Here is a 26,056-nt window from a genome sequence, read left to right on the forward strand (position 1 = left end):
AAAAGGTCAATCGCCTGTCGCCAGCCATCGCCGATGGCCTCTATACTAGCTCCCCGTTTGTGCACCGCTCTAGTGCATTCGGCTGGAGCGCGACACGTCCCTCCACTCTCCATTCAGAGCCGCCGCAATAATGAGCCTGTTCTCCGCTGTCGAAATGGCACCACGCGATCCAATCCTGGGCCTCAACGAAGCATTCAACGCCGATACCCGTACCAACAAGGTCAACCTGGGGGTCGGTGTTTACTGCAACGAGGAGGGGCGAATTCCACTCCTGCGCGCCGTTGTCGAAGCCGAAACGATTCGCGCCGCTCAACACGTTTCCCGTGGCTACCTGCCAATCGACGGTATCGCCGCCTACGACCAGGCCGTGCAAAAGCTGCTGTTCGGCAATGATTCGCCACTGCTCGCCGCTGGCCGCGTCATCACCACCCAGGCCGTTGGCGGTACTGGCGCTCTGAAAATCGGTGCCGATTTCCTCAAGCAACTGCTGCCGAACGCTGTCGTGGCGATCAGCGACCCGAGCTGGGAAAACCACCGCGCCCTGTTCGAAACCGCCGGTTTCCCGGTGCAGAACTACCGCTACTACGACGCCGCGACCCACGACGTGAACCGTACCGGCATGCTGGAAGACCTGAACGCGCTGCCGAACGGCTCGATCATTGTGCTGCACGCCTGCTGCCACAACCCGACCGGCGTGGACCTGAGCCCGGCCGACTGGAAAAACGTCCTGGAAGTCGTTAAAGCCAAAGGCCACGTGCCGTTCCTCGACATGGCGTATCAAGGTTTCGGCGATGGCATCGACGAAGACGCCGCTGCCGTGCGCCTGTTCGCCGAGTCGGGCCTGACTTTCTTCGCATCCAGCTCGTTCTCCAAGTCGTTCTCGCTGTATGGCGAGCGCGTCGGTGCCCTGTCGATCGTCAGCGAATCGAAAGAAGAAAGCGCGCGCGTGCTGTCGCAAGTCAAACGCGTGATCCGTACCAACTACTCCAACCCGCCGACCCACGGTGCCAGCGTTGTCGCTGCCGTGCTGAACAGCCCGGAACTGCGCGCCCAGTGGGAAGCCGAACTGGCCGAAATGCGCCTGCGCATTCGTGGCATGCGCACCCAGATGGTCGACCTGCTGGCAAAAAAAGCGCCTCAGCGCGATTTCAGCTTCGTCGGTCGCCAGTGCGGCATGTTCTCCTACTCCGGCTTGAGCGTTGAGCAAGTTCATCGCCTGCGCAACGAGTTCGGCATCTACGCCCTGGACACCGGCCGCATCTGCGTGGCCGCGCTGAACCAGAGCAACATCGAGGTGGTGACGGACGCGATTGTCCAGGTCATCTGATTCAGCCTTGAAATGAAAAACGGGAAGCCTTCGGGCTTCCCGTTTTTTATGGACCATCGATATTCCCCTAGACTGAATCAGATCAACGTGTGGGAGCGGGCTTGCTCGCGAAAGGGCCAGCAGCTCCAACACCGATGTCTCAGTCAGATCGCATTCGCGAGCAAGCCCGCTCCCACAGGTTTGCGTACACCTGAATGACCTACGAGATCCCACATGAAAAACGATGACCTGCGCGCCGACCGCGATGACCTGGATGACCTGGATCACTTCATCCCCCGCGCCCCGGCCAAACGCGGCAACAACCTGGTAATGCAAGTCGCTGCGGGTGTATTCCTCGGCGGCCTGGCCCTGTGGCTGGTGCAATTGGGTGCCACAGCGCTCTACGCCAAACTGATGGTTGCCACCATTACCTTCGGCGGTTAAGCCAGTTCGGTCGCACGCTGACTGGCAGCGTCGTCGTAGGCGACATACAGCGATTCGGCGACCTGGCTCTTGATCGCCTTGGTGCTTTCCAGCCCCAGGACGAAACCTTCGGCCTTGCCACCCGCGCGGTTCAATGCTTCAGCGGTGCCGGCCTGAGTGATGGCGTCGAACAACTTTTCGGCATGGGGACCGACCCCCTTGGGCAGGCCGATCTGAGAGATGCTCATGGGTGCACCCCATGGTGTCGAGGCGGGAGGGGCAAATGATTCATGGTGCGTACCTTTTCGGCGAATGGCCGGCAGCGCGTGTCACCACTTCCGGGCGGCCATGGTAGACCTCTGGGGCGATCCTGGTAACCGCCAATCGCCGCTAAACCACCGCCCGTCCCGATAATTCGCTCCAATCGTTATTCGATGCTTGACTTCTCTTTTTGAATCAGTAAGATACGCGCCATTCCGCGATAGCTCAGTTGGTAGAGCAAGTGACTGTTAATCACTGGGTCCCTGGTTCGAGTCCAGGTCGTGGAGCCAGACAGCAACACCGAAAAGCCCCTGAATCGAAAGATCCAGGGGCTTTTTTGTGGCCGATACAAATATCAAAAGATCGCAGCCTGCGGCAGCTCCTACACAGGCTGCGATCTTTTGATCCATAAAAAAAGCCGATCTGTCCATTCAACAGATCGGCCCCTTTTTCAGTCGCTGCGAACGTCAGACATGCTCACTGCTTTTCGCATGCACCGCGTGTGGCTCGCCATGCCCGTGGTCCACCTCAACCACCGGAATCTCCTTGCCGTCGCAATCGTGCAGCTTGCCGTCGCTGAAGTAGTCCCCTTCGCGCAACGCCGCCAGATCCTGATAACGCAGCACCCGCTCGGTACCGGCCGCAAACACCGATTGCTGGTCGGAGTTACCGGCAGTGAGGTGGTTGAAGGTCAGGTTCAACACGATGGCCATGATCGCCGACGAACTGATGCCCGAATGGAAAATGGTCGCGAACCAGCTTGGGAAGTGATCGTAGAAGCTCGGTGCCGCGATCGGGATCATGCCGAAGCCGATCGAGGTGGCAACGATGATCAGGTTGACGTTATTGCGGTAGTCGACCTTGGACAGGGTCCGAATGCCGCTGGCCGCGACGGTGCCGAACAGTACGATGCCGGCGCCGCCCAGTACGGAGGTCGGCACGGCGGCGATGACCCGGCCCATGAAGGGCAGCAGGCCGAGGAGCACCAGGAACAGACCGCCAGTGGCGACCACATAGCGGCTCTTGATGCCGGTAACCGCCACCAGCCCGACGTTCTGGGCAAAGGCGCTCTGGGTGAAGGAACCGAAGATCGGCGCGAACATGCTCGACAGCATGTCGGCGCGCAGGCCGTTGCCCAGGCGCTTGGAGTCGACCTTGGTGCCGATGATCTCACCGACGGCCAGAATGTCGGCCGAGGTCTCCACCAGCGTCACCATCACCACGATGCACATCGACAGGATCGCAGCGAAGTGGAAGGTCGGCATGCCGAAGTGGAACGGCGTCGGGAAGCCGAACATCGGGCCCTGGGTCACGGACGAGAAATCCGCCATGCCGAGGAACACCGCGATCACCGTACCGACGACCATGGCCAGCAGGATCGACAGGCGGGAGATGGTCGCACTGCCGATTTTGCTCAGCAGCAGCACCAGCACCAGCGTCACCGCCGCCAGACCGATATTCGCCATGCTGCCGAAATCCGGTGCGTGGCTGTTGCCGCCCATGGCCCAGCGCGCGGCTACCGGCATCAGCGTCAGGCCGATGGTGGTAATCACGATACCGGTCACCAGCGGCGGGAAGAACTTGGTGATACGCGAGAACACCGGGGTTATCAGCAATCCGATCAGGGACGCCGCTATAACCGCCCCCAACACCGACTGGAACCCGCCCTCCCCGCCACTGCTGACAATCGCCACCATGGTCGCGACACCGGAGAAGGATACGCCCTGCACCAGCGGCAACTGACAACCAAAAAACGGTAGACCCAGGGTTTGCAGCAGCGTTGCCAGTCCCCCCGCAAACAATGAAGCAGCAATCAACAAACCGATGTCCGCTGGCGAGAGCCCGGCCGCCTGGCCGATGATCAATGGCACAGCGACGATACCGCCATACATGGTCAGAACATGTTGCAGGCCATAAGCCATATTCGCGCCGATCCCTAGGTTTTCGTCCTCGGGCCGTTGGTGTGAAACATGGGGCGTTTTCATGGTAGGGGGTTCCCTGGTTTTTGTTATGCGCACACTGTATGCAAGACATAGGACAAATGTCTATAGAGTTGTATACAACTTATCAGTCACAAAATGGATACTTGTCCATTTCCGCCTGATAGGCCCCCTCCCGGCTCCGCAAAAAACCTTGAAATACATCCCTCGCTGCCTCCCCCCGAGTGCTGACTAGTCTTTTGAATTCCTGGCGACCATCGGTAAGACTCGCCTCTTTCATATACATATAAAGTATGCATAATGAAGTCATTCGACATTCAGTTCCACAAGGCAAAGAACGCAGCCAACAAACTCAAGCACCAAGGCATCAGCCTCGCAGAGACTGAACCGGTGTTCCATGACGAACGAGCGCTGACCATCGAGGACCACCACGACGAACAACGCTGGATCACCCTGGGGCTGGATGCCAAAGGCCGTTTGCTGGTCGTCGCGTACACCTACCGCGATCCGAATTTCGTTCGAATCATTTCCGCGCGCATCGCCACCAAAAACGAGCGCCGTCAGTATCTGGAGACATGACCGATGAAAGACGAATACGACTTCAGTGACGCCAGGCGCGGGGCCGTGGCGCCCGCCAAAGGCAAGACCCGCATTACCATCATGCTCGATGACGCTGTTATCGAAGCGGCCCGGGCCCTTGCAGAACACGAGGGGTATGGCTACCAGACGGCGATCAACAATACGTTGCGCCGGGCCCTGCTCAACGAAGGCAAGACGGCAAAACTGAAACAAACCCTCACGCCTGCCGAACTCAAGGGCCTGGAGCAGAAACTGGCAGAGGCCTTGCGCGAAATTCAACGGGTGATGGCGCCGGGTGTTCGGCCCTGAAACACAAAGGACCGATCTATCTGACCCGCCCTTTGTGATGTCTGCGATCAGCCCATTATTGCGGCGCTGCGATCAATCGCTCCAGCGTCCTCGCCAAATGCGCCTGCTCCGGTACGCGGATGCCGAACTCGCTGTCCAGCAACCCAACCAGTTGCTGCACATCCGTCACCTCCCGCCGCTCGCTGTCATGGCCGATCCGGTGAATGGCGAAGCTACCGTTGTTGAGCGTACGGCGCCAGCCCTCCCCGGTGCGCGCCACCATCAACTGCCTGGCGAAGGTCGACTCGGGGTGGGTCGAGACGTACCAGTTGCCCACAGCAAAATCGATATCTTCCTGGCGTTGCAGGTCGAAGATGTACATCGCTCGCCATTCACCGGCCACATTGGCGCGCAGGGTAAAACCGTCGACGTGCAGGTCGATGCGATACGGCTCGTGCGGGGTGAGCTGTTCGGCGCGGGAATCGAGCAGCAGTGGCGCGGTCGGCACCATGCCGCCAAAGCCGACGTCGGTGATGTAGCGTACGTCATCAATGATGACCAGGCTCAGGCGATGGGTCCGGGCCGTCCAGGCACCCTCCAGCTGCCCCATCACCACCCGACCGCTGATGGCGCGGGCGTCGAAACCCAATTCCTGAAGCAAGGCCAGAAACAACTTGTTGAGTTCGTAGCAGTAACCGCCACGACCCGCGTGCAAGACCTTCTGCTCGATGGACGGCAGGTCGATCAGCACCGGTTCGCCGGATAACGTGGTGAGGTTCTCAAACGGGAAAACCCCGGTATGACGCAGCTGCAGTTGGCGCAAGGTTTCCAGGGTCGGTGCCGGGGGTGCATCGAAGCCCAGGCGTTGCAGATACAAAGCACGGTCAGTCAGGCGTGGCTCGCTCATCGTTCAATCCTTTTGCACGCAAGCGGCGGATTGCTCCGCCAATGGTCGCTATGTATACGGGATCAGGCACGGCCACCGACAATTGATTTAGCCAATCACCCGTCATGAAAAACTCAACGCCGCTTGCGCGCCCCTAATTGAATCCAGGTCGGCGCATGGTCGCTGGCGTGGGGCTCATTGCGCACCCAGGCATCCACCCCGGCGTCTTGCAGATACGGGCTCAGGACCGGGTTGAGCAGCAGATGATCAATGCGCAGACCGGAGTTTTTCTGCCAGTGCTGGCGGAAGTAATCCCAGAATGTGTAGAGCCGATCCTGCGGATGCAAATGCCGCAATGAATCGGTCCAGCCCTGGTCCAGCAACCGCTGGTAGCACTCGCGGCTCTGCGGTTGCAGCAAGGCGTCCTTGAGCCATGAGCGCGGGTTGTAGATGTCCAGGTCGGTGGGCACCACGTTGTAGTCGCCCGCCAGCACCACCGGATGTTCACTGCCTTGAAGTGTCTGCGCATGACGGATCAGTCGCTCGAACCATGCCAGCTTGTACTCGAATTTCGGCCCCGGCTGCGGGTTGCCGTTGGGCAGATACAGGCAACCCACCAGAACCCCGTGGACCGCGGCTTCCAGATAACGACTGTGGTTGTCGCTGTCATCGCCGGGCAACCCGCGTCGGCTCTCCAGCGGCTGCGCATCCCGCGCCAGGATTGCCACGCCGTTCCATGACGCCTGACCCTGCCAGATAGCGCCGTAGCCGAGCGCCTCAAGCTCGGCAGCCGGGAATGCGCTGTCCACAGCCTTCAATTCCTGCAAGCAGGCGATGTCCGGTTTTTCCCGCTCAAGCCAGGCCAGCAGGTTGGGCAGCCGGGCGCGCAGGCCATTGACGTTGAACGTGGCGATCCGCAGCTTCTTCATGAATGGACACTCCTGAGGACGAGGTGCCTGACGTGTGACACCTGCCCTTTTCGGTGGTTGCATCCGTGGTCCCGGGGCGGCAGCACATTGAGCGCAAGCTGGTTGATTCGAGGGTGTCCGCAAACTTCCCACCCGACACAGATCAACTGTGGGAGCGGGCTTGCTCGCGAATGCGCAGTGTCAGCCAACATCAATACTGAATGGGTCGACGTCTTCGCGAGCAAGCCCGCTCCCACGGGGTTCGAGGGTGTACGCAATTTCCCGCCCGGCACAGATCAACTGTGGGAGCGAGCTTGCTCGCGAAGGCAATCTGTCTGTGACATTGATGCCAAATGTGCCACCGCTTTCGCGAGCAAGCCCGCTCCCACAAGGTTCTCGCTGGCCATGGATCGGTGGCCCACCAGGGCCCCGCGCCACTCGTCAACCGGATCGGCCCCCACCTCGTGCCCTGTCACACTAATACCAGGTAACGACTCATCCTGGAGACGACCATGATGAACATAAAAATCACTTCGCTGCTCATGGCCGCATGGTTGTCGGCTACGTCCGTGGCCACCTTTGCGGCGTCCGGCGAGGGTCCTGGGGCGACCGGTACGGCACCCGGCGCCACCCGCAGTTCAACCATGCTGCCAGACAGCAACAGGCCCAGCGATTCCTCAAGTAATAACGGGCGCGCAAAGAGCCCCGGCTCGACAATGGGCAGCACCGGCGTCAATGGTCCGGGCAGTGGCGCGGGCGGTGGCACCGGTGCGCCCGGCGGCGGAACCGGCGGTGCTGGCGGCGGGACCGGTAGCTGGACAGGCAAAAGCGGCCAATGACACTACCGGCAGCAAAAGCACTTCAACGATCGGAGCGCATCAATGCCTCGCCACCACCGGCCATCGACAACGTAGCCACGCGGTTCCGTCCCGAATGCTTGGCTTGATACAACGCCGCATCCGCCCGCTGGACAAACACGTCCATGCTGTCCCGCCCCGAGGGCACGAACGAATAGCAACCCAGGCTGACCGTCACGTAGCCATTGGGTGAGCCGGTGTGAGTGATGTTCTTGTCGATGACTCTGCGACGGATCTGCTCGGCAATCGTCATGGCGCCGTGGATGTCGGTGTCGGGCAGCAGAACAGCAAACTCTTCACCGCCGTAGCGCACCGCCAGATCGGCCTTGCGGTGGCAGCAACTCTTCAGCGCGCGTGCCACTTCGGCCAGGCAGTGATCCCCCACTACGTGGCCGTAGGTGTCGTTGTAGCGTTTGAAGTAATCGATATCGAGCATGATCAGGCTCAAGGGGCTTGCCTGCCGGGCACCGCGCCCGAACTCGATGTCCATCGCCCGCTCGAACAACCGGCGGTTGGCCAGGCCGGTCAGGCTGTCATGCGTGGCGATCAGCTCCAGTGCTTGCTGGGCCCTGCGCAAATCCGACTCGACCCGCTCACCCACGCGCACCTGATGAATGAACACCCAACCGAACAACCCCACGCCCAGCAACACCAGGGCAACGATGAGGCTGGAGCGGAATGCCGTGTCGTACCAGCCCGCGAGAATGGATTCCGTGGACGACGCCGCGGTGACCACCAGTGGATACGCCTCCAGTTGTCGGTAACCGTACAGGCGCGTCACACCGTCGATGACGGACGTGAACATCGCATTGCCGGAAGTGGCCTGTGGCAGGGACTTCTGGAAAATCTCGCTCTGGGCCAGGGATGCGCCGATCTGCGCCTCCACAAAAGGTCGACGCGCCAATAGCGTGCCATCGGTCAAGCCGAGAAACATCGAGCCGTTGTCGTCGAGACTGAAGCTTTTGAAGAACTGGTCGAAGTACGACATCTTGATGCCGGCCAGCAATACGCCCTGGAAATACCCGTTCCTGTCGTTGACTCGTTTGGAAACAGGGATGATCCACTCGCCGTTTTCCCGGCTGCGGATGGCCGGGCCGATATGCGCCACCGACGATACGTTCTGCTGGTGATACTTGAAGTACTCGCGATCCGCGACCCCGGTACCCCGGGGCAGGTTTTCAAACGAGGTCACCACCCACTGGCCCTTCTGGTCGAACAACAGGATGCCGTGCAATTGATCCAGTGCCAGCACCCGCCGGGCAAAGGTCTGCTGCAAGCGGGGTCGCATGTCCTGGCCGAAACCGTCGACCTGAATCCAGTCCACCAGGCTGGTCAGCACCAGGTCAGCCTTCATGAAGGTGTCTTCGGCTTGCTGCGCCATGGCCCGCGTCAGGTTCGAAGACGCCACTTGCGCCAGGCTCAGGTCATGGCGACGGGACTGCTCCAGTTGCAGGTAGAGCAAACCGCACAGGCACAGACACACCGTGGCAATGAACAACACCGCGGCCTTGCGCAGCGGTATGCGTTTCAATGCAACGCCAGGGGCGTGGTCCGGGTTGTCAAAGCGCGTGGGCAAAAGTTCATCCTGTCGGGGGCAAGGCATGGGCAACGGCCCAAAGCCCTCAGTTTTTGTGGGCCGTAGTTTACGGGGTTATCCACGACAAAGGGGCAACCACTTGCCCGGCGGTCTCCCCCCTGCCCGGTGGTGCTGCAAACATGACCCAGGGCAGCACTGCCTGTGCGTCAACGAGCTACGATTAGACTGACCTCCATACAGGGAATCGACATGAGCAAGGCAGACGAACTCGCCGAAAAATTGAAACAGACAGGGCTGACCAGCGCGGATCAGGCGATCGATGGCTGGCCGGGCCAGGTCTACGAATTGTATCAACGGATAGAGCACTGGCTGCTGCCCTTGACCGAAGCGGGCCTGGTCCTGCGGCGCAACGCCACCCATGTGCACGAAAGTCATGCCGATGGTGACGCTTACGATTACGCCATCGAGCAGTTGGTGATCTCCGGCAACGGGCACAGCATGACCTTTGACCCGGTTGCACGCTTCACCGCCGATGGCGAGGGGCGCGTCGAGATTCACTCCCAAGGCAACGAGTTCGCCCTGTTGCGCACCGTGGACGAACACGGCGAAACACACTGGTGGCTACAAACGATCGAGCAAGCCACAGCGCAACTGGATGCGGTGGCGCTGACAGAAAGCGATCTGCTTGTCGTGGTGCAACAAGGGTTGGCGCTTTAGGTGGGTGCCACAGGGCTGGGGAAACTGTAGGAGCCAGCTTGCTGGCGATGGGCTCGAATGCGCCGCGTTTATCCAGCTCACCCGCGGTATCGTTAACGTCCATCGCTGGCAAGCCAGCTTCCACAAAGGACCGTGCCCACGCTGAAACTGTAGGAGCCAGCTTGCTGGCGATGGGCTCGAATGCGCCGCGTTTATCCGGATCACCCGCGTTATCGTTAACGTCCATCGCTGGCAGGCCAGCTCCTACAGGGGACCGCGTTTATCCGGATCACCCGCGTTATCGTTAACGACCATCGCTGGCAGGCCAGCTCCTACAGGGGACCGCGTTTATCCGGATCACCCGCGTTATCGTTAACGTCCATCGCTGGCAGGCCAGCTCCTACAAGGGGCCATGCCCACGCCGAAACTGTAGGAGCCAGCTTTGGTTACTGTTGGTTCCGCCCCGTCACCACCAGCGGGATCTCTGCCTGACGCAAGTCCAGCGGAGGCAATTTCGTCGGCTGACTCAAGCCCTGCAACACCCGGGCATCGTAATCATAAATGTCCGGCTTGAACGTCACCCGCCCGTCAGTGCTCAGGTCCACGGTCCAGTAGGCCAGCAGCACCGGCACCTTCACCGGCAGCTGGATATTCTCGGTCCTGCCATTGGCCAACTGCTTTTGAATCCCGGCACTGTTCCAGCGCACCGGGTCGTTGAACAACAACTCGACCAGTTGCAGCGGGTTTTCCACGCGGATGCAGCCCGAACTGGTGGCCCGGACCGTCTTGGCAAACAGCTCGCGGTGCGGCGTGTCATGCAGGTAGATCGCATAGTCATTGGGGAAGCGGATCACCACCTGCCCCAACGAACTGTCGGGGCCGGCATCCTGACGCAGGCGGATGCCTCGCGGGTTGCTCCAGTCAACGTCCGAGGGATCGAGCACATTGCCTTCGCGATCGAGCACACGAATTCGGTTGGCCGCCAGATAGCCCGGATCGTTCTGGACTTTCGGAATCACGTCCTGCTTGAGGATGGTCGGCGGCACGGTCCAGGTCGGGTTGAACGTGATGTAGGTGATTTCGGCCTGGAACACCGGCGTACTGCGCACCGGCTTGCCGACCTGCACCCGCGAACGCCAGATCGGCAGACCGTCGCGGTACATCGCCACCTTGTAGCCGGCGATATCGACGATCACGAACGTGCCCTGAAGTTTGTACAACAGCCAGCGGGCGCGCTCCATGTTGACCCGCACCTGATCGATCCGCGCCTCGACCGGCACATTCAGCGCCGCCAGCGTCGCCGCCCCCGCCACGCCATCGGACCCCAGGTATTGCTCGGTCTGATACTTCTTCACCGCAGCGATGACCTTGTCGTCGTACACGGCTTTTTTCGCCAGGTGCGGGTCCAGGTACCCGCCCGCCACCAGGCGCGCACGCAATTGAGTGACCGCCACCCCGTCCATGCCGGGCTTGAGCGATTGACCTTCGGTGACTTTCGGCCAGCCACCCGCATCACGCACCTGGCGCAACCGGGCCAGGCCTTCACGTAAATTGCGGTAAATCTCTTCCTGAGGAGGCGCATCGGCGAATGCACGTGCCACGTCATGGGCATCGAGGGCGGCGAACAGGTTGTTCATGTCCTCGCGGGCATTGCCGCCGGCAGGATCGAAATTCCAGTGAATGTCCAGCCGCGACGGATCGACCTTACCCCGGCGCAGTTGCAACAGCGCGGTGATGAAGGTGCGGGTGGCCGCCATGTCGAACATCGCCCGTTGTGCCGTGGAAGGCATGGCGGCCACCAGCGACTCATGGGCCTGGGCCAGTTCGGTGATGCGGAAATCCGCCGGGTTCAGGCCGTCGATCCGGGTGTCTTCAAGGCTCTTGAGTAACTGCACCACATCATGATCGTCTGTCCATGCGGCGCGATAGTTGCGATGCATATAGAAATCCAGCACCACCCGGCTGACGTCCACACGCTGGTTGCGCTTTGCCGTGAGTAACGGCGGAAAGGCCGAACGCAGCGGTTCCAGCGTTGCCTGAATCGCCTGGCCGACCGCATCGTGGGGCGCCGCGGCATCGCTTAGGCTGCTCGCGGCAGATACCGGCTCAATCGGCGAAGTTTGCGCAAAGGCTGCACCGCTGATCAGAAAGCCCATAAAAAACATGCGGCTTATGACGAATGACCTTGTTAATTGCACCATGGATAATCCTTAATCCCCCGATTCAACGGCGCCAGCTTTGCGCGCGCTGCTAGACTCGAAATTATCATGATGAGACCCGACTATGGCGCTAAACCGCTCTGGCCTTTTATTTGCCATATTACTGACGTGCCTTTCAGTAACGTCAGCCTACGCCGATTCGCTTGAAAACGCGCTGGTCAAAGCAGCACCAGGCGCCGACGCCAAAGTGATTGCCCTGGCCGTTCGCGCCACCCAATGCAGCCGTGCCCAAGGCGTCGCCCCAGCCCAAAGACTGGCGGTGATCGATTACTCCCTGCCTTCGACTGAACAACGCCTGTGGGTCTTCGACCTTAAACGGCGCAAGTTGCTGTTTCACGAACTGGTCGCCCATGGTCGCAACAGCGGCGAGAACATGGCGACGCTGTTCTCCAACCGCAACGAAAGCCACGCCACCAGCCTCGGCCTGTTCCGGACCCAGCAAAGCTATCTCGGCCAGAACGGTTACTCGCTGCGCATGGAAGGCCTGGAGCCCGGCTTCAACGACAACGCCTTTGACCGGGCCATCGTCATTCACGGAGCGCCCTACGTCAGCCCGGTGCTGGCCCGCGCCAATGGCCGCATCGGCCGCAGCCTGGGTTGCCCGGCCGTCAGGCCGGCGATTGCCCATCGGCTGATTGATTCGATGAAGGACGGCCAGTTGTTGTTTTCCTACTACCCGGACCAGCGCTGGTTGAAGTCGTCCTCCTACATCAACTGCGGCGACACCGTGGCCTCAAGGGAAAAGTCCACTTCAAGCCAGAAAGCGTCATCCAACCTGTCAAAACTGTAATCTTCGCCTCAGCCTGCTGAAAGGCACCGCCCGCTAGCCTCGTCGACAAGTTCAACAGGCTGACGGGCGGAACACACGGCATGCACTCCCACACTTCAAGACGCACCTTCGTCAAAGGCCTGGCCATCGGCGGGCTCTTCGGCGGCCTCGGGTTATGGCGCACGCCGGTCTGGGCGATCAGCAGTCCCGGCGAACCGCAGGTGTTGGCCGGCAATGAGTTCGACCTGTTCATCGGCGAGTCCCCGGTCAACTTCACCGGCACCCCGCGCACCGCACTGACCATCAACGGTGGCATTCCCGGCCCGCTGCTGCGCTGGCGTGAAGGCGATACGGTGACGCTGCGGGTACGCAACAGACTCAAGGACAGCACCTCCATTCACTGGCACGGCATCTTGCTGCCGGCCAACATGGACGGCGTGCCGGGCCTGAGTTTCAAGGGCATCGAGCCGGGCGGCCTGTACGTCTACCAGTTCACCGTGCGGCAGAACGGCACCTACTGGTATCACAGCCATTCGGGGTTCCAGGAGCAATCCGGCGTCTACGGTCCGCTGGTGATCGACGCCAAGGACCCGGAGCCGTTCCAGTACGACCGCGACTACGTGGTGATGCTCAGCGACTGGACCGACGAAGACCCGGTCGGCCTGATGAAGACGCTGAAAAAACAGTCCGATTACTACAATTTCAACAAACGCACCGTGGGCGACTTCATCCACGACGTCAGTAAAAAAGGCTGGGGGGCGACCGTCGCCGATCGCAAAATGTGGGCCGAGATGAAGATGAACCCCACCGACCTGGCAGACGTCGGCGGCGCCACTTACACCTACCTGTTGAACGGCCAGGCGCCGGACATGAACTGGACCGGGGTGTTCCGCCCGGGGGAAAAGCTGCGGCTGCGCTTCATCAACGGCTCGGCCATGAGTTACTTCGACGTGCGCATTCCCGGCCTGAAAATGACCGTGGTCGCCGCCGATGGCCTCTATGTCAAACCGGTGAGCGTCGACGAATTTCGCATTGCCGTGGCGGAAACCTTCGACGTTATCGTCGAACCGACCGAAGCGGCCTACACCCTGTTCGCCCAGGCGATGGATCGCACCGGCTACGCACGCGGCACCCTGGCGGTGCAGGCGGGACGGGTAGCGCCGCTGCCGGCACTGGACCCACGCCCCCTGGTGACCATGGATGACATGGGCATGGCCAGCATGGACCACGGCAGCATGGCGGGCATGGATCACAGCAACATGGCCATGGGCGACATGCCCGGCATGCAGTCCCACCCGGCCTCGGAAACCGACAACCCGCTGGTGGACATGCAAGCCATGTCCACCTCAGCAAAACTCGACGACCCCGGCATGGGCCTGCGCAACAATGGGCGCCGCGTGCTCACCTACTCCGACCTGCGCAGTACCTTCGAAGACCCGGACGGCCGTGAGCCCGGCCGTACCCTCGAGCTACACCTGACCGGGCACATGGAAAAATTCGCCTGGTCGTTCAACGGTGTGAAGTTCTCTGATGCAGAGCCCCTGCGCCTCAAGTACGGCGAGCGGCTGCGGATCGTGCTGGTCAACGACACGATGATGATGCACCCCATCCACCTGCACGGCATGTGGAGCGACCTCGAAGACGAGAACGGCGAGTTCATGGTGCGCAAACACACCATCGACATGCCACCGGGCTCCCGACGCAGCTATCGGGTCACGGCCGATGCGCTCGGCCGCTGGGCCTATCACTGCCATCTCCTGTACCACATGGAAATGGGCATGTTCCGTGAAGTTCGCGTGGAAGAATGAGGCGCACCCCATGATTCGATTCACCCCGATTTTTTTCGCACTCGTGACCTCGACGGCGATGGCCGCCAGCGACGGCATGCAAGGCATGGATCACAGCCAGATGGATCATGGCCAGATGCAAGGCATGGATCACAGCCAGATGGACCACAGCCAGATGCAGAGCATGGACGAGGGCCAGATGCAGCCCGCTGCCCCCAGCGAAAGCCGTACGCCGATCCCGGTGCTGACCGATGCCGATCGCGCGGCGGTGTATGTCGATCCCGCCGGCCACCATGTGCACGACAACACACTCAATTCGTTTTTCCTCGCCGACAAACTCGAGTGGCAGGACGCCGATGACGGCAGCACCCTGGCCTGGGACTTATCCGGCTGGGTCGGCGGCGATATCGATCGCCTGTGGCTGCGCTCCGAAGGCGAGCGCACCAACGGCGTGACCGAGGACGCGGAAATCCAGGCCCTGTGGGGCCACGCGATTTCCCCGTGGTGGGACGTGGTCAGCGGCGTGCGCCAGGATTTCAAACCCGGCGCCCCGCAAACCTGGGCCGCCTTCGGCGTGCAAGGCATGGCGCTGTACAACTTCGAGGCCCAAGCCACGGCCTTCATCGGCGAAGGCGGCCAGAGCGCCGTGCGGCTGGAGGGCGACTACGACATCCTGCTGACCAACCGGCTGATCCTGCAGCCGACCGTCGAACTCAACGCCTACAGCAAAAACGATCCGCAACGGGGCATCGGCGCGGGGCTGTCCAACACCGAGGCGGGCTTGCGCCTGCGCTACGAAATCCGCCGGGAATTCGCGCCTTACCTCGGCGTGACCTGGAACCGCACCTACGGCAACACCGCCGACTACGCCAACGACGAAGGCGAGGACCGCAGCGAAGCCCGCCTCGTGCTCGGTGTTCGGATGTGGTTCTGAACAGACTCACCCATAACCAACAACAGCCGCTTCAAGCGGTAAAGGACCTTGCATGCGCCTCATCAAACCCACCGCCGTCGTTATCGCGTTACTCAGCGGTCTGCTCATGAGCACCCTCGCTCAAGCCCACCCCAAACTGCTCGCCTCCACCCCAGTGGAAGGCGCAGAAGGTGCGCCGCCCGACAAGATCGAACTGCACTTCTCCGAAAACCTCGTCACCCAGTTTTCCGGCGCGAAACTGCTGATGACCGAAATGGCCGGCATGGCCCACGCCCCGATGCCGGTCAAGGCCAAGGTCAGCGGCGGCAGCGATCCGAAAACCATGCTCATTACCCCGACAACACCTTTGACTGCCGGTACCTACAAGGTCGAATGGCGTGCGGTGTCGTCGGACACCCACCCGATCACCGGCAACGTCACCTTCAAAGTGAAATGATCGATGAGCGACTCGGCCAACGTCGTTCTGCGGTTTGTGTTGTATGTGGATTTGATGCTGTTGTTTGGCGTGGCGCTGTTCGGGCTCTACAGCTTTAAAGGACAGGAACGCCTATCCGGAACGGTGCTGCCCTTTCGCCGGTTGTTGACGGGAACTGCCGGGTTCGGTGCACTGCTGTCCATCGCCGGCATGGTGCTGATGGTCCGCGCCATGAGCGGCGAATCAGACATAGCCGAGCTAGGCCCTCACCTCGAGATGATGCTGTTCGAGACAGACGTCGGGATGGCCTGGGCCGTGCGGATGATTGCGTTGGCGGTCGCAGGCCTGGCGGTAATGCTCAACCCACGCGCCCCCGGCCTCAGCCTGGTGATCGCCAGCACCGCTGGCGGCATCGCCCTCGCCAGCCTGGCCTGGAGCGGGCATGGCGCCATGGACGAAGGCAGCCGTCGTTACTGGCACTTCACCACAGACATCCTGCACCTGCTGGTAGCGGGCGCCTGGCTCGGCGCGTTGCTGGCGTTTGCGTTGATGGCGCAACCCCGGGCCCTGCAAACCGAAGCACACATACGCTTGCTGGCTCACGCCGTCAGGCGATTTGAATTTGTCGGTGCACTGGTCGTCGTGATCATCACCGTGACGGGCGTAGTGAACTACCTGTTCATCGTCGGGCCGAGACTCGATGAGGTTTTACTCAGTCACTACGGAATCCTGCTGACGATCAAAGTGCTGCTGTTTGCCGGGATGCTGGTGTTGGCGGCGCTGAACCGCTTTCATCTTGGCCCCTTGCTGGAGCGGTCATTGCGCGAGGGCCAGTATCGCGTGGCAGCCCATGCACTTCGACGCAGCGTGGTGGTGGAAATGGCCGCGGCGGTTTTGATTGTGGGGTTGGTGGCGTGGTTGGGGACGTTGAGTCCGGAAGTGGAATGAGGCATCTTCAAGGGGCATTGATTTTTCACACCGGTGAAAGTTTCACTACACTCCCCCTTTCAAAACCACTCCAGCACAAAAGCCCGATATCAATGACGAAAATCAACAGAGCAATGATGCTCGGCGGCTTGCTCGCACTCTCCCTTGGCGCCCAGGCAGAACCTTCGCATCTGGACAGCGTCATGCAACAGGGACAACTGCGCGTTTGCACCACCGGCGACTACAAGCCCTACACCCTCAAGGCCGAGGACGGCGCGTATTCCGGCATCGACATCGCCATGGCCCACGCCCTGGCCGACAGCTTGGGCGTCAAGGTCGAGTGGGTGCCCACCACCTGGAAAACCCTGATGCCCGACATGCTCGCCGGCAAGTGCGACATCGCCATGGGCGGCATCTCGGTCACTCTGGAACGGCAGAAAAAAGCCTTCTTCAGCAACATCCTGGACGTCGACGGCAAAATCCCGCTGGTGCGTTGCGAAGACCAGGCGCTGTACCAGACTGTCGAACAGATCAACCGGCCCTCGGTTCGCCTGGTCGAACCCGCCGGCGGCACCAACGAAGCGTTCGTCCACGCCTACCTGCCCCAGGCGCAATTGCAGCTGCGCGATAACCTGAGCATCTTCCAGGAACTGCTGGATAAAAAGGCTGACGTGATGATCACCGATGCGTCGGAGGCGCTGTACCAACAGAAGCTCAAACCGGGCCTGTGCGCCGTCAACCCGACGCACTACCTGCAATACGGCGAAAAAGCCTACTTGCTGCCCCGTGACGACATCACCTGGAAGCTGTACGTCGATCAGTGGCTGCACCTGGCCAAGGCAACGGGCAAATATCAGAAGATTCTGCGGCAGTGGCTGGCGGTGCCTGAGGGCAAATAACGGCATGCCAAGGCGCTTGGTCATGACTTGTTAAATCTCGTTACATCCTTGAAACTACTCTCGCACCGGTAGCAGGCCGGTCACAGGCAAGACGCGTTGACAAGCACACCGAACGATAATCCGGTCGATGCCTCGACCGAGCAGAACCCTCAAATAAGGACAGATAATGAGCAGCACGGATGAATTGCAAACCTACAATGTCAGCCCGAAATGGCAGGAACGTTTCACTTTTTTTGATCAATACGGCGCCCCAAAAAGCCCCGATTTCAAACGGGGCTTCAAACAGCTGCCAGCGCGCAAGCGCATCCTGATCAACCTGAACTTCATCGCATTTTTTTTCGGGCCGATCTATTTCTTCGTGCTTGGGCTGTGGAAAAAGAACCTGGCGATCATCGCGATCATCGTTGCCCTGTCCTTTGCCCTGGCATTGATTTTCACCCTGCTGGGTTATGAACAAGCCCCCAAAGCCTTCGACACCGGTATGAACGTCGCCTTTGCACTGATGTACGGATTGAGCGCCAACTACGCCTACTACCTGAAACAGGTAAAAGGCTCGCAAGGCTGGAATCCTTTTGAAGGCTTAAGGCTGGCCTGAGTCTCGCCCGGATAGCAGAACGGTGGAATCACTCCACCGTTTTGCGTCACTGGTCAATCGTCGTGCAACAACCCCGCACCATACTCGCCAAAACTATTGCCCAGCGCACTGCCATGGAAACTCATCGGGTTGGCGTTGCTGTGGGTGGGTCCCGGGCCAAAGCCGGCCGGCTGCACCGAGTCGGCAGAATAATCACGATGGGCACTCACACCCGAACAGGCGCTCAACAGCACGGCACCTGCGATTAGCGAGACCTTGATCAGGTTGGCGATCATTTTTTTATTCCTGTGGGTTGGGGCGTGGGGACATGACCTTTGGCGGTCATCCTATGCCTCGTCTGTGCCGGGCATCATGAAACAATGCGCGGCGACAGCATCGGTTCAGGAACCCTGTGCACCGGGCGATATCTTGCCAAGTGCACAGGTATAGAGCCCCAGCGACGCACCATCAGGCAATGATGTCTGCGCTAGCGAGTGTCGCAACACCAATCAGGGAAATCTCGAACTCGGCAGCCGTGTCGGCATCGGTGCTGCCGAACAGGATGCCACCAGCGAAGCGCACCTGCCCGGTCGCGTTACTGCTGAAGGCGTTCGCCCCGATAAAACTGAAGGCATCATTGACCGCGGTGGCCACATTGGCGTCCAGGGTCGACAGGTCGATTTTGTCGCCTTCACTGGTTTTGAAATCCCCAATCACATCGCGCAAGGCGCCCAGGCCCATTTCGCTCAAGGCATCGAAGTCGAAGCGATCGGCGCCGAGATTGCCATTGAGCTGGTCAACACCCGCCCCGCCTGTCAGCAGGTCGTTACCGGCGCCGCCATTGAGCACATCATTGCCCACGCCCCCGTTGAGGGTGTTGGCCGCCGCATTGCCGGTCAGGGTGTCGTTGAAATTACTGCCCGTCAGGTTTTCGAAGGCCAGCAGCGTATCGCTGCCTGAACCACCGGTGGCCTGAGCAGTAGTCAGGGCCAGGTTGACCGTCACCGCACTGGCGGCAAAGGCAAAGGACGCGGTATCGACACCATCGCCGCCATTGAGGATGTTGTTGCCGGCACCGGCAAACAGCGTGTTGTTCAATGCATTGCCGGTACCGTTGGCGGCCGTGGTTGCCAGCAGGCGCAGGTTTTCCACGTTGGCGCCCAGGGTATAACCCGCCAGGGAGCTGTAGACAGAATCCGTGCCACCAGTGGCGGCGACCGCATTGGTTTCACTGACCACATCGCCGACGTTATCGACAAAGTAGATGTCCGAACCGTCACCCCCCACCAGTGTGTCGACGCCGGCCCCCCCATCGAGGGTGTCATTGCCGGCGCCGCCATTGAGCCCATCATTGCCCACGCCGCCACTGAGGGTGTTGGCCGCCGCATTGCCGGTCAGGGTGTCGTTGAAGTTACTGCCCGCCAGGTTTTCGAAGGCCAGCAGCGTATCGCTGCCTGAGCCGCCCGTGGCCTGGGCGGTGGTGACAGCCAGACTGGCGATCACCGCACTGGCGGCAAAGGCAAAGGACGCGGTATCAACCCCGTCGCCGCCATTGAGGATGTTGTTGCCGGCCCCGGCAAACAGCGTGTTGTTCAACGCATTGCCGGTACCGTTGGCAGCCGTGGTTGCCAGCAGGCGCAGGTTTTCCACGTTGGCGCCCAGGGTATAACCCGCCAGAGAGCTGTAGACAGTATCCGTGCCGCCAGTGGCGGCGACCGCATTGGTTTCACTGACCACATCGCCGACGTTATCGACAATGTAAGTGTCCGAGCCGTCGCCACCCACCAGCGTGTCGACGCCGGCCCCTCCATCGAGGGTGTCATTGCCGGCGCCGCCATTGAGCCCATCATTGCCCGCGCCGCCACTGAGGGTGTTGGCACCGGCATTGCCGGTCAGGGTGTCATTGAAATTACTGCCCGCCAGGTTTTCGAAGGCCAGTAGCGTATCGCTGCCTGAGCCGCCCGTGGCCTGGGCGGTGGTGACAGCCAGACTGGCAATCACGGCACTGGCGGCAAAGGCATAGGACGCGATATCGATCCCGTCGCCACCGTTGAGAATGTTGTTACCGGCCCCGGCGAAGAGCGTGTTGTTCAATGCATTGCCGGTACCGTTGGCAGCCGTGGTTGCCAGCAGGCGCAGGTTTTCCACGTTGGCGCCCAGGGTATAGGCGGCCAGGGTGCTGCTGACCGTATCCGTGCCACCAGTCGCCGCGACGGCATTGGTTTCACTGACCACATCACCGACGTTATCGACAACGTAAGAGTCCGAACCGTCGCCACCCAGCAGAGTGTCTGCACCGGCACCGCCATTGAGGGTGTCATTGCCCGCGCCGCCACTGAGGGTGTTGGCACCGGCATTGCCGGTCAGGGTGTCGTTGAAGTTACTGCCGGTCAGGTTTTCGAAGGCCAGCAGCGTATCGCTGCCCGAGCCACCGGTAGCCTGCGCGGTCGTCAGGGCCAGGCTGACCGTCACCGCACTGGCGGCAAAGGCATAGGACGCGGTATCCACACCATCGCCGCCATTGAGAACGTTGTTACCGGCACCGGCAAACAGCGTGTTGTTCAAGGCATTGCCGGTACCGTTGGCGGCCGTGGTTGCCAGCAGGCGCAGGTTTTCCACGTTGGCGCCGAGGACGTGGTTCGCCAGGGTAGTGTTGACCGTATCGATACCACCGGTCGCCGCAACGGCATTGGTTTCAACGACGACATCGAACAGGTTATCGACGAAGTAGGTGTCGGAGCCGTCGCCGCCGGTCATCCTGTCGATGCCGGCACCACCGTTGAGCGTGTCGTTGCCCGCATCGCCGTTGAGATGGTCGTTTGCACTGCCGCCCGTGAGGGTGTCGTTACCCGCCCCGGCATCGATGACCACGCTGCCGACACCCGCCCAGGTCAGCACGTTGGCCGCGGCATCGCCCGCCAGGCCGGTCAGTTTGTTGCCGCTGGCATCGAAACGCTGGAAGTAAGTGCCTGAACCTGCGCCGTCCTGGCCGATCGACTCCCAGACAACCACATAACCACCATCAATCAGCGTGGTCACCCGTGTGATGATCTGATCGCCCGCTACCGTCGTGTTGACACGGGTTTCCGCACCGACCAGAGCGCCACTGGCATTGATACGCTGGGTGAAAACGCCATCGACATCACCCGGGCCATTGCCCACCCAAGTGACCAGGTAGCCACCATCGAACATTACCGAGACGTGAGCCTCTCCCTGAGCACCAGGGGTCGTGGTGTTGACCCGGGTCTGCGGGCCAATCTTGCCGCCGGCGGAGTTATAGAGCTGGGAAAATACGTCTCTTTGTTCCACTCCGGTAACAGTGTCAGGGTAAGACTCCCAGACGAGCAGGTAATTGCCGTTGGCCTGCACAGCGACCATATGCTCGGACTGGATATCCACAGAGGGTATGTTGACCAGGGTTTCCACACCGACCTTGGCCCCAGCCGAGTTGAAGCGCTGGGTGAAGATGCCGTAGTTATCTCCCGGGCCACTCCCCTCCCACACCGCCAGGTAACCACCGTCGGGAACACCAAAAATCTGTGGAAAATCCTGAGCCCCCGCAGTGGTGGTGTTGATGTGAACTTCCCCACCGACCTTGACCCCGCTGGCATTGAAGCGCTGCAGAAAAGACCCGAAGTCGCCAGCGGTTTCCTCTGCCCCCCAAGTCACCACATAACCACCGTCGGCCAGGGCGGTAATTTCAGGGGAATCACGAAAGCCTGCCGTGGTTGTATTGACCACAGTCTCGCCGCCGACCTTGGCCCCGCTGGCGCTGTACTGCTGGGTAAAGATGCACTGCAACCCACCGGCATTGAGGCCGGACCAGGTCACCACGTAACCGCCGTTAAGCAACCCGACCACCGAAGGCTGACTCTGCTCGCCCGCCAGCGTGGTGTTGACCAGCGTCTCGCCCCCCACCTTGGCACCGCTGGCGTTATAGCGCTGGGTAAAGAGGCCGGTGGCGTCACCCACACCATTGCCTTGCCAGGCGATGACAAAACCACCGTCGATCAACCCGTAGATATTCGGATCTTCCTGATCGCCTAGAGTCGTGGTGTTGATCAGAGTTTCACCAAAATTTGGCATGGCATACACCTTCTGCGGGATGACGAGGCGAGTCGCGGAGATTTGAGAGTTTGAGGATAGATGGGTGCCATCAAAACGCTAGCTCGTCTGTCGGGTATGGATCCGATTTATGGGGGGTTGGGGGGAAGCAGGGTTTCAAAAAGAGCAGCGTCCTACACGACATCAGGAATTGTCCGTACACTCCGCCATTGCTGCGCCTTTGCCACGAGTCCTATAGTCCGGCCCACGCCCTCAAGGCGTCTCGGGTTTGGCGACTCGATTGCAATTGAACTGAAGCCTTCGACCATTTCGGAGCGCTTCGGAACGCATCTCGCTGCCTGTTTTATGGTGGCTGTGCGCGGGAGACCTCAGGGTCTGCCGGTTTCTCCATTGCCCGGTTCGCCAACCCGCGTACGGCTACCACCCCCTCGTTTGGCGACGATTGAGTGATAGCTCTCATGAACTAATGGAGCTTCACCTATGAATGAGTACATGGCTTTAACCAGCAATGGCGACGACCTGCCCTCGCTGTTCGTCAACACCACACAACCTCTGCATTCACTGCTCAGCACGGCCAGTTACAGAATCCGAGCTGTAACGCAGATTCTTGAAAATCTGGTGATGCGTGGTGACATCACCAGCGATACGGTGGTACTCAGCGACTTTGCGTTGTTGTGCTGCGTGCCGTTGCGCGATGGTTGTGATGTGTTGGATGTGATTGCGCGGCGGATGGATGCTGAGTTGTCCTGACGCAAAAAAGGGGCGCCTTTCGGGGGCGTCCCTTTGCATTCATGATTACTGCTCTGGATGAAAGCGCGCAGATGATGGATTGGATGTAACCATCCACTTCAACCCCAGCCAGCCTAGCCCTTCCCTTTTTATTGTGTCTCCTTGTAGCAATTTTTAAGCAGGTTGTAAGACAGGCCTGTCACGGGCACTACCGGTTCTTGGTGTGTCGTCTGGGGGAAGTCGACCCTTGCTTAGGAAGGGGTCGCAGAATGTCACCCACTCAACATTCGACGGCTACGCTGAATGCTTCATGGAGGATTCGCGATGCCAAACTCTGACCTGCTCCCTTCCCTGCTGTTAAAGATCAATGAAAACCAACTCGCCCTGGAAGCCGCCATTCTGGAGCTCACGAGTTGGGTCGAGCAGCGGGGGAGCAGACGATATCTGCCGACAACGTGCGCAGTGCCCTGGATGCCATCGAAAAAAATGAAGAATTCATCAAGATGACGCTCGCAGTGCTGATGACACCCGAGTGACTGCAGTGAGTTGGCTATGACCATTCTCATCACTGCGCAGCAATAGTTTGGCAGCTATACAGTGATCTAGTCGCGTATTAGTTTGTACTCTGGCGAAGACAGCTCGGCAAACGACACTATAATTTTATTATCGGCGGTTCGCTTCGCTTCAATATCAATAGACATTATTGCGTAAACATCCTCCTCCAAATTATAGGTATGAACCTTATAGCTTTGTTTCCACACTCCTGGATATGTTTCTTTTAAAATTTTTGAAGGGATTTCTTGGTGTGTCTCCCTATCTTCAATCATTACATTGAGAGTTGCTTTGCCTCCAACTTCACCAGCATAAAGTTGATATCTAGGTTTTGTCTGGACCGCTTTTTTTCCAAAATCCGGTTCCACGGTGGAACCGGGCTCATTGATACTTAAAGTGAATTTTTTTTCACCGTCAAGACGCAAGCTTCTAGTACCATCATATCTGGTCCACCATCGAGCTCGCTCAAGGGTTGCAGAAATAAACGATAGACACACATTGGGCTCAGCAATGGTGATCTTTGTGTGATTGGGTTTGTCGGGGCTAGCGCTTACCTCTACCGCTGCGGTGGTTACCCCAAATGCTTGTGCAATTTTTGAAGCATCAAGCTTAATGTTTCCTGAAGTCTTCTTAAATACCTCATAGCTGTATTCTTTGGCTGTCAAACATCTATATGCAAACTCTTTATCAGTCACAGCCGTAGAAAAATCTTTGAGCTGAACAATTTTCCAATCGCTCGATTGGCTAAGGTTAGATGTAGATCTTTCGATTCCGGCCTGTGCGGTTATCTGGCTGAACACGGCGTTAGCGCCAGCTGAGTACTTAGCGTTTTCTTCTGTACTTACAGCATTATATGTGGGAAGAATTTCCACTTGGTCAGGCGTAACTTGAAATGCTGCGAGACCAAGCGACTTAAAACCATGATTTTTTTCTACCAAGCGTCCAACACCGTTACCAACAGGTGGAACTGCGTCTGTCCATCCGATATCTGAGCCTGGACCGCTGAAGGTTGTGCAGCCTGATACTTGAAGAAGAAGCGGTAAAAGGAGGAGTGAATTTCGCATCTTGGTGCACCTGTATGGTCAAGTTGATCCGCGAACCACTGAGATGGTGGGTACATACCTAATAGCAGATTGCCCACTTTTTGCCACCAATCTGGAGGAGGCCAAAAAAATCGAAGACAGACCGGGATATTGTGCCTGCTGAGCGCCGCCCCTAGGTCGTTAGCTACCTTTCGCGACTGGCAACAGTCGTCCCAAAGCTGTCGATGGACAGAGCGATGGAGAAGATTAGCTATGGAGCCGAAGTCGCAGCGGCTCAATGCGAGCTAAGCTTTCCAGAAGCTGTGGCCGCCCAACGGTAAGGGTGCCCCCCTCATGTCATGACGGGCGTATTTAGTCACTGAAAATATCGTGTAGCTACAATACAAAAATTGCCCTATCCAAAGGTGAACTACGCTAACTCGGTGATTCCCGTATGAGGTGATGCAATGTCAAAATTACTGATTTGTCTCATGGGGCTCTCGCTTGGAGTTTCCGCTGCTGATTTAAATGAGGTACTGAAGGGACGCGGCATATGGTGGAAGAATCCTGCCGAAGTCCAGAGTTCGTTGATCAAAAAGCTTCAAGATATGGGTATGCGTCGAGTTCACATCATGTTGACCGAGGAGCCCACCGTAGTGTCGAAGTGCTCTCTTGCCAAGCTTCCCGATTCCACTCCAACTGTTAACCAACTCAAGATTCTAATGCGTACTCTTCAAGAGAAGAATATGTACGTCATTGCGACAGTTTATCTACCGCCAACGAAGGCTGCAGTTGATGCGCTACTAGATCCTGACTCTGGTCCCGTGCCTGCCTTGATTGTCAAGGGCATAGATGCTGTTGAATTGGATCTTGAAGGTAACTGGAAGCGTCACCCGCCTTGCGGGTACGCCAGTCACATCGCCGCGTTCCAGGACTTCAAGGATCGGGTCAAATCCATCAAGCAGGACATGCCGGTGGGCATCACTACTCACACTAGCCATATCGACGACATTGAGATTCCACTTGCTGCGGCAGACTTTGTTTCATTGCAGGCATACAGTAAATGCCCAGCATCCAATTGCAAGGCGTTCGACGATTATACCGGACCCGGTAAATTTCAGATATACAGCATCAGCAAGATGAAAAACTTGAAAGGCCCAATTGTTCTAGGCTTAGCAGCCTATAGTCAAACTTGGCCAGGGCATACTTTAGATGAGGCAATGGGACTGGCGTTGAATGCTACGACTGAGATTATGGCAAGCGACACTCGTGTTCTCGGTTATTCATACTGGTCAACAAGCACGATCATAAAAACCATCGAGCCATACGAATTTTTGATGAAAGAAGCTGCGAAATGATATGCCTGCGCCCGAGCCGCTCATGCCGCTGACACCTGATCGTAATCTGCATCACAGCCTTGGCCAACACCTAGAGATGCCGCGATGACCAGACAAATCACATCGCGGCTATGTAATCTGAGCCT

At 59.2% G+C, this 26,056-nt stretch carries 23 protein-coding genes, 1 tRNA gene and 3 pseudogenes; 17 read left to right on the forward strand and 10 right to left on the reverse strand.

Annotation, left to right across the window (positions count from 1 at the left end; genetic code table 11):
- Positions 1 to 130: 130 nt before the first annotated feature.
- Together KW838_RS21860 and KW838_RS21865 are read left to right on the forward strand one after the other, a co-directional pair.
- Entirely contained in the window at positions 131 to 1,327 is a 1,197-nt protein-coding gene (locus tag KW838_RS21860; protein WP_007978664.1) for an amino acid aminotransferase, read from the forward strand.
- Positions 1,328 to 1,540: 213 nt separating this feature from the next.
- Positions 1,541 to 1,750 carry a hypothetical protein gene (locus KW838_RS21865; protein ID WP_007986927.1) on the forward strand — a complete coding sequence of 70 codons (210 nt, stop codon included), beginning with the start codon at positions 1,541 to 1,543 and terminating at the stop codon, positions 1,748 to 1,750.
- Here KW838_RS21865 and KW838_RS21870 read toward each other — a convergent pair.
- On the reverse strand, positions 1,747 to 1,977 hold the full coding sequence (locus KW838_RS21870; RefSeq protein ID WP_218503562.1) for a hypothetical protein: 231 nt from the start codon (positions 1,975 to 1,977) through the stop codon (positions 1,747 to 1,749). The genes KW838_RS21865 and KW838_RS21870 overlap by 4 nt on opposite strands.
- Positions 1,978 to 2,204: 227 nt before the next feature.
- Here KW838_RS21870 and KW838_RS21875 point away from each other — a divergent pair.
- Positions 2,205 to 2,280: transfer RNA gene (locus KW838_RS21875), tRNA-Asn, on the forward strand.
- Between the two features lie 177 nt (positions 2,281 to 2,457).
- Here KW838_RS21875 and KW838_RS21880 read toward each other — a convergent pair.
- The gene (locus KW838_RS21880) at positions 2,458 to 3,975 is read right to left on the reverse strand and encodes a nucleobase:cation symporter-2 family protein (protein WP_218503563.1); all 1,518 of its coding nucleotides are present in this window, start codon (positions 3,973 to 3,975) and stop codon (positions 2,458 to 2,460) included.
- Positions 3,976 to 4,230: 255 nt separating this feature from the next.
- On the opposite strand from KW838_RS21880, the gene KW838_RS21885 reads away from it, so the two are divergent.
- Both KW838_RS21885 and KW838_RS21890 read left to right on the forward strand, forming a co-directional pair.
- On the forward strand, positions 4,231 to 4,509 hold the full coding sequence (locus KW838_RS21885; RefSeq protein ID WP_218503564.1) for a BrnT family toxin: 279 nt from the start codon (positions 4,231 to 4,233) through the stop codon (positions 4,507 to 4,509).
- Between the two features lie 3 nt (positions 4,510 to 4,512).
- Complete coding sequence (locus tag KW838_RS21890; protein ID WP_007978654.1) at positions 4,513 to 4,818, forward strand: BrnA antitoxin family protein; 306 nt, start codon at positions 4,513 to 4,515, stop codon at positions 4,816 to 4,818.
- A gap of 55 nt (positions 4,819 to 4,873) precedes the next feature.
- Here the strand turns inward: KW838_RS21890 and KW838_RS21895 are convergent, their stop codons facing one another.
- Complete coding sequence (locus KW838_RS21895) at positions 4,874 to 5,704, reverse strand: arylamine N-acetyltransferase (protein WP_218503565.1); 831 nt, start codon at positions 5,702 to 5,704, stop codon at positions 4,874 to 4,876.
- A gap of 113 nt (positions 5,705 to 5,817) precedes the next feature.
- Positions 5,818 to 6,612, reverse strand: a complete 795-nt coding sequence (locus KW838_RS21900; RefSeq protein WP_102701174.1) for an exodeoxyribonuclease III — start codon at positions 6,610 to 6,612, stop codon at positions 5,818 to 5,820.
- A 491-nt stretch (positions 6,613 to 7,103) separates the two neighbouring features.
- Here KW838_RS21900 and KW838_RS21905 point away from each other — a divergent pair, with 491 nt between their 5' ends.
- Positions 7,104 to 7,430 (forward strand): hypothetical protein, encoded by a 327-nt coding sequence (locus tag KW838_RS21905; RefSeq protein ID WP_173900834.1) that lies wholly within the window; start codon positions 7,104 to 7,106, stop codon positions 7,428 to 7,430.
- A gap of 22 nt (positions 7,431 to 7,452) precedes the next feature.
- On the opposite strand, the gene KW838_RS21910 is transcribed toward KW838_RS21905, so the two are convergent.
- A complete protein-coding gene (locus KW838_RS21910; RefSeq protein WP_256358933.1) occupies positions 7,453 to 9,024 on the reverse strand; it encodes a GGDEF domain-containing protein in 1,572 nt (523 codons plus the stop codon).
- Positions 9,025 to 9,234: 210 nt separating this feature from the next.
- Here KW838_RS21910 and KW838_RS21915 point away from each other — a divergent pair, with 210 nt between their 5' ends.
- Complete coding sequence (locus KW838_RS21915) at positions 9,235 to 9,702, forward strand: hypothetical protein (protein WP_218503567.1); 468 nt, start codon at positions 9,235 to 9,237, stop codon at positions 9,700 to 9,702.
- 425 nt (positions 9,703 to 10,127) lie between these two features.
- Here KW838_RS21915 and KW838_RS21920 read toward each other — a convergent pair whose 3' ends face one another.
- Positions 10,128 to 11,882, reverse strand: coding sequence for a murein L,D-transpeptidase (locus KW838_RS21920; RefSeq protein ID WP_218503568.1), 1,755 nt, complete (start codon positions 11,880 to 11,882; stop codon positions 10,128 to 10,130).
- A gap of 82 nt (positions 11,883 to 11,964) precedes the next feature.
- On the opposite strand from KW838_RS21920, the gene KW838_RS21925 reads away from it, so the two are divergent.
- The 7 genes from KW838_RS21925 to KW838_RS21955 all read left to right on the forward strand — a co-directional run bounded on the left by KW838_RS21925 (position 11,965) and on the right by KW838_RS21955 (position 18,226).
- The gene (locus tag KW838_RS21925; RefSeq protein WP_218503569.1) at positions 11,965 to 12,690 is read left to right on the forward strand and encodes a murein L,D-transpeptidase catalytic domain family protein; all 726 of its coding nucleotides are present in this window, start codon (positions 11,965 to 11,967) and stop codon (positions 12,688 to 12,690) included.
- A gap of 80 nt (positions 12,691 to 12,770) precedes the next feature.
- Positions 12,771 to 14,477 (forward strand): copper resistance system multicopper oxidase, encoded by a 1,707-nt coding sequence (locus KW838_RS21930; protein WP_218503570.1) that lies wholly within the window; start codon positions 12,771 to 12,773, stop codon positions 14,475 to 14,477.
- Positions 14,478 to 14,487: 10 nt separating this feature from the next.
- The gene (locus KW838_RS21935; protein ID WP_218503571.1) at positions 14,488 to 15,390 is read left to right on the forward strand and encodes a copper resistance protein B; all 903 of its coding nucleotides are present in this window, start codon (positions 14,488 to 14,490) and stop codon (positions 15,388 to 15,390) included.
- Between the two features lie 52 nt (positions 15,391 to 15,442).
- A complete protein-coding gene (copC, locus tag KW838_RS21940; RefSeq protein ID WP_218503572.1) occupies positions 15,443 to 15,826 on the forward strand; it encodes a copper homeostasis periplasmic binding protein CopC in 384 nt (127 codons plus the stop codon).
- Between the two features lie 3 nt (positions 15,827 to 15,829).
- Complete coding sequence (gene copD, locus KW838_RS21945; RefSeq protein WP_218503573.1) at positions 15,830 to 16,753, forward strand: copper homeostasis membrane protein CopD; 924 nt, start codon at positions 15,830 to 15,832, stop codon at positions 16,751 to 16,753.
- Positions 16,754 to 16,869: 116 nt separating this feature from the next.
- Positions 16,870 to 17,631, forward strand: coding sequence for a transporter substrate-binding domain-containing protein (locus tag KW838_RS21950; protein ID WP_102701183.1), 762 nt, complete (start codon positions 16,870 to 16,872; stop codon positions 17,629 to 17,631).
- A gap of 166 nt (positions 17,632 to 17,797) precedes the next feature.
- Positions 17,798 to 18,226 carry a DUF2628 domain-containing protein gene (locus tag KW838_RS21955; RefSeq protein WP_218503574.1) on the forward strand — a complete coding sequence of 143 codons (429 nt, stop codon included), beginning with the start codon at positions 17,798 to 17,800 and terminating at the stop codon, positions 18,224 to 18,226.
- Positions 18,227 to 18,279: 53 nt separating this feature from the next.
- On the opposite strand, the gene KW838_RS21960 is transcribed toward KW838_RS21955, so the two are convergent.
- The 3 genes and pseudogenes from KW838_RS21960 to KW838_RS29970 all read right to left on the reverse strand — a co-directional run.
- Positions 18,280 to 18,501: a hypothetical protein gene (locus tag KW838_RS21960; protein ID WP_102701185.1), complete on the reverse strand. Its 222-nt coding sequence runs from the start codon at positions 18,499 to 18,501 to the stop codon at positions 18,280 to 18,282.
- A gap of 172 nt (positions 18,502 to 18,673) precedes the next feature.
- A pseudogene (locus tag KW838_RS29965) lies at positions 18,674 to 20,035 on the reverse strand (beta strand repeat-containing protein); the annotation flags it as partial.
- 24 nt (positions 20,036 to 20,059) lie between these two features.
- Positions 20,060 to 22,291, reverse strand: a pseudogene (locus KW838_RS29970) (beta strand repeat-containing protein); the annotation flags it as partial.
- Positions 22,292 to 22,750: 459 nt separating this feature from the next.
- On the opposite strand from KW838_RS29970, the gene KW838_RS21970 reads away from it, so the two are divergent.
- The gene (locus KW838_RS21970; protein WP_218503576.1) at positions 22,751 to 23,020 is read left to right on the forward strand and encodes a short-chain dehydrogenase; all 270 of its coding nucleotides are present in this window, start codon (positions 22,751 to 22,753) and stop codon (positions 23,018 to 23,020) included.
- A 303-nt stretch (positions 23,021 to 23,323) separates the two neighbouring features.
- A pseudogene (locus tag KW838_RS29610) lies at positions 23,324 to 23,535 on the forward strand (hypothetical protein).
- 66 nt (positions 23,536 to 23,601) lie between these two features.
- On the opposite strand, the gene KW838_RS21975 reads toward KW838_RS29610, so the two are convergent.
- A complete protein-coding gene (locus KW838_RS21975) occupies positions 23,602 to 24,615 on the reverse strand; it encodes a hypothetical protein (protein WP_218503577.1) in 1,014 nt (337 codons plus the stop codon).
- Positions 24,616 to 25,040: 425 nt separating this feature from the next.
- On the opposite strand from KW838_RS21975, the gene KW838_RS21980 reads away from it, so the two are divergent.
- The gene (locus tag KW838_RS21980) at positions 25,041 to 25,931 is read left to right on the forward strand and encodes a hypothetical protein (protein ID WP_218503578.1); all 891 of its coding nucleotides are present in this window, start codon (positions 25,041 to 25,043) and stop codon (positions 25,929 to 25,931) included.
- The last annotated feature ends 125 nt before the right edge of the window (positions 25,932 to 26,056 follow it).

This window comes from Pseudomonas sp. PDM27, from assembly GCF_019219205.1.
Lineage (GTDB): Bacteria > Pseudomonadota > Gammaproteobacteria > Pseudomonadales > Pseudomonadaceae > Aquipseudomonas > Aquipseudomonas laurylsulfatiphila.